Source organism: Shigella sp. FC1544 (genome assembly GCF_001722145.1).
GTDB classification, from domain to species: Bacteria; Pseudomonadota; Gammaproteobacteria; order Enterobacterales; family Enterobacteriaceae; genus Escherichia; species Escherichia coli.
Map to the genome: position 1 here is coordinate 1 of NZ_MECT01000178.1, position 3538 is coordinate 3538.

A 3538-nucleotide genomic window follows, 5' to 3' on the forward strand; every position below is an offset into this window, starting at 1 on the left:
TTTCTGGTGCGTACCGGGCTGAGAGGCGGTGTAAGTGAACTGTAGTTGCCATGTTTTACGGCAATGAGAGCAGAGATAGCGCTGATGTCCGGCAGTGCTTTTGCCGTTACGCACCACGCCTTCAGTAGCGGAGCAGGAAGGACATCTGATGGAAATGGAAGCCACGCAAGCACCTTAAAATCACCATCATACACTAAATCAGTAAGTTGGCAGCATTACCGAAAATCGTTGTCCGTTAACTTCCATATTAGCATAGAGATAACGCTTACATTTCATTAATGCCCATGGTAAATAGATACCTAGCGTTATAATCGTTAACAACACATTCACCACACAAATAAGAAAATATCTCTCACCTGTACCATGAAAAACAAACGAATGGGACGGAACATCCATTTCATTAATAACTTGAGCCATAAAAATTCCCTGAATTAAAAAATCCATTGATATAATTTATATATACAGACAGTAAAATGTTCTGCCACGTTACAATACTCTTATCAGTAACAGGCTGGCAAAAACTTTATTGCTTTATAAGATGCTTGCGCACGTAAGAAGAGAGTGGTATTAAACAAATGTATAATTACTTTATTTTTATTGGGTTAAACTATGAATAACATTGCGCCGCAATCACCTGTAATGCGTCGCCTGACGCTACAGGATAATCCTGCTATTGCCCGCGTCATTCGTCAGGTATCCGCCGAATACGGTCTTACCGCTGATAAAGGCTACACCATCGCCGATCCGAATCTTGACGAACTGTATCAAGTGTATAGTCAGCCGGGTCATGCATATTGGGTGGTTGAGTACGAGGGTGAAGTGGTCGGCGGCGGTGGGATTGCGCCATTAGCAGGTAGTGAATCGGACATTTGCGAACTGCAAAAGATGTATTTTCTTCCGGCTATTCGCGGTAAAGGGCTGGCGAAAAAACTGGCCTTAATGGCGATGGAGCAGGCACGATAGATGGGCTTCAAACGCTGCTATCTGGAAACGACCGCTTTTTAAAGGAAGCCATTGCGCTTTATGAGCATTTGGGCTTTGAGCATATCGACTATGCACTTGGCTGCACGGGCCATGTTGATTGTGAAGTGCGGATGTTGCGCGAACTCTAAAAAAATGCCCGCTAGTGTGTGCTATCGGGCATTTTAATCAATTAATTAGTGGCGAACCCCGTCATCGTCTTCATCGACAAAATCTTCATCGTCGCCGTCTTCGCCATTAGGATCTTCAAAATAAGTGCCCCAACCGTCGTACTCAACGTCAAATTTCTCCGCCAATGTCATCAGTTGTTCAACCTGGGCATCGATCAGATCGGCATTCAACGCGCACTCGCTGAGGATGTCGCAGCAAATCACGATATCACCATCTTCAACTTCCAGCTCTTCTGGATCGGTCACTTCGTAACCGAGTTTAAACGCTTCAACTGCTGCTTTTTCCAGGGTTTCCAGATCGTCTGCGGAAAGATGGTGTTCGATGGTGTACAGCGCGTCCGGATCGCTGCCATCTTCCAGTAATTCTTCAATAATCAAACGAGTTTCTTCACGCTGTTCTTCCAGTTGTTCCGGGTTTGCCATGGCTCATTCCTCTTAATGTCCTGCCGATACTCTTATTGTCACATACCACTGACATTGCCTCCACCTTTGTGACAAAGATTTATGCTTTAGACTTGCAGATGAATAATCATCCATATAAATTGAATTTTAATTCATTGAGGCGTTAGCCACAGGAGGGATATATGTCCGGGTTTTATCATAAGCATTTCCTGAAATTACTCGATTTCACGCCAGCTGAACTCAACAGCCTGCTGCAGTTAGCCGCGAAGCTGAAAGCCGATAAGAAAAGCGGCAAAGAAGAAGCCAAACTCACTGGTAAAAACATCGCGCTCATCTTCGAAAAAGACTCGACCCGTACCCGATGCTCTTTCGAAGTTGCCGCATATGACCAGGGTGCTCGCGTTACTTATCTCGGCCCAAGCGGCAGTCAGATTGGTCATAAAGAGTCGATTAAAGACACTGCCCGCGTGCTGGGTCGCATGTATGACGGTATTCAGTATCGCGGCTATGGTCAGGAGATTGCCGAAACACTGGCGGAATACGCTGGCGTGCCGGTATGGAACGGCCTGACCAATGAGTTTCACCCCACGCAGTTGCTGGCGGATCTCCTCACCATGCAGGAGCATTTACCCGGTAAAGCATTCAACGAAATGACGCTGGTCTATGCAGGTGACGCACGTAACAACATGGGCAATTCGATGCTCGAAGCTGCGGCGCTTACCGGTCTGGATTTGCGTCTGGTCGCGCCACAGGCATGCTGGCCGGAAGCTGCGCTGGTTACGGAATGCCGCGCCCTGGCACAGCAAAATGGCGGGAATATTACGCTGACGGAAGATGTAGCCAAAGGAGTTGAAGGTGCTGACTTTATCTATACCGATGTATGGGTGTCGATGGGGGAAGCAAAAGAGAAATGGGCAGAACGGATTGCATTACTGCGTGATTATCAGGTGAACAGCAAGATGATGCAGTTGACCGGTAACCCGGAGGTCAAATTCCTCCACTGCCTGCCCGCGTTTCATGACGACCAGACGACGCTTGGTAAGAAAATGGCGGAAGAGTTTGGCCTACATGGCGGAATGGAAGTGACTGATGAGGTCTTCGAATCTGCCGCCAGCATTGTTTTTGATCAGGCGGAAAACCGCATGCATACCATCAAAGCGGTGATGGTCGCAACGCTCAGTAAATAATTGATATCGCTATAAAGATGCCGGGAAATACAAAAACATCCCGGCATCACATTATTTTATGCAGTAATAGTTCAATTATTCCACCCCAATTTTTTTATTGCTATACGTAAATCTTCCGGAGGATTTAATTTTTCTAACTGTTCTTTATTAATATATTCACATATATTTATTTTCCCATCCCGGAGGATTTCCATCATTCTTGTTCTAATTTTTAATTCATTACCCATCTTTTCTTCAAAAATCTCAACGACATAACCCGGATTGTTATTTACAATTTCATTTGTTTTTTCTTCATTACCATAAACATATCCTAACTCATTAAGATACAGCTGTTCGCCCTCATACTTCTTAAGTAATTGATAGAAGTACCACTTCGCAAAATCAGGTTGCTTCATGAAAAAATCCTTCAAAAAAAATATCATTTACTAAAATGCTGACAGGCACTTCATTAAATAGCAACTTAACATCATCAAATAACCTTAGTATTAAGCGTGATTTTTCTTGATTGCTTAAGTTAAAATCATTGACATATGCAACCAACTTATCCCAAATCAATTCCTGTAATTTACGGCTATTTTGGTAATGCTGCCAACTTACTGATTTAGTGTATGATGGTGATTTTAAGGTGCTTGCGTGGCTTCCATTTCCATCAGATGTCCTTCCTGCTCCGCTACTGAAGGCGTGGTGCGTAACGGCAAAAGCACTGCCGGACATCAGCGCTATCTCTGCTCTCATTGCCGTAAAACATGGCAACTACAGTTCACTTACACCGCCTCTCAGCCCGGTACGCACCAGAAA

Annotated in this window: 4 protein-coding genes and 3 pseudogenes; 3 read left to right on the plus strand and 4 right to left on the minus strand. The window is 44.7% G+C overall.

The annotated features are described in order from the left end of the window. Both BGK49_RS26440 and BGK49_RS26445 read right to left on the minus strand, forming a co-directional pair. A partial coding sequence (locus BGK49_RS26440; protein ID WP_047664789.1) for an IS1 family transposase occupies positions 1–165 on the minus strand: 165 nt, incomplete at its 3' end. Positions 166–219: 54 nt separating this feature from the next. Then, positions 220–417, minus strand: a pseudogene (locus BGK49_RS26445) (DUF898 family protein); the annotation flags it as partial. Between the two features lie 192 nt (positions 418–609). On the opposite strand from BGK49_RS26445, the pseudogene BGK49_RS10940 reads away from it, so the two are divergent. After that, positions 610–1112 (plus strand): annotated as a pseudogene (locus tag BGK49_RS10940) (GNAT family N-acetyltransferase). Positions 1113–1157: 45 nt separating this feature from the next. On the opposite strand, the gene rraB reads toward BGK49_RS10940, so the two are convergent. Then, positions 1158–1574, minus strand: coding sequence for a ribonuclease E inhibitor RraB (gene rraB / locus BGK49_RS10945; protein WP_000002953.1), 417 nt, complete (start codon positions 1572–1574; stop codon positions 1158–1160). Between the two features lie 161 nt (positions 1575–1735). On the opposite strand from rraB, the gene argF reads away from it, so the two are divergent. Then, positions 1736–2740 carry an ornithine carbamoyltransferase gene (gene argF, locus BGK49_RS10950; protein ID WP_000012900.1) on the plus strand — a complete coding sequence of 335 codons (1005 nt, stop codon included), beginning with the start codon at positions 1736–1738 and terminating at the stop codon, positions 2738–2740. Positions 2741–2811: 71 nt separating this feature from the next. Here argF and BGK49_RS31025 read toward each other — a convergent pair. Next, positions 2812–3322: pseudogene (locus BGK49_RS31025) on the minus strand (DNA-binding protein); the annotation flags it as partial. Between the two features lie 51 nt (positions 3323–3373). Here BGK49_RS31025 and BGK49_RS26455 point away from each other — a divergent pair. Then, a partial coding sequence (locus BGK49_RS26455; RefSeq protein WP_047664789.1) for an IS1 family transposase occupies positions 3374–3538 on the plus strand: 165 nt, incomplete at its 3' end.

Bases quoted from the DNA above. Each gene is read 5' to 3' on its own strand.
- rraB (WP_000002953.1), bottom strand. From the start codon at position 1,574: ATGGCAAACCCGGAACAACTGGAAGAACAGCGTGAAGAAACTCGTTTG.
- argF (WP_000012900.1), top strand. From the start codon at position 1,736: ATGTCCGGGTTTTATCATAAGCATTTCCTGAAATTACTCGATTTCACG.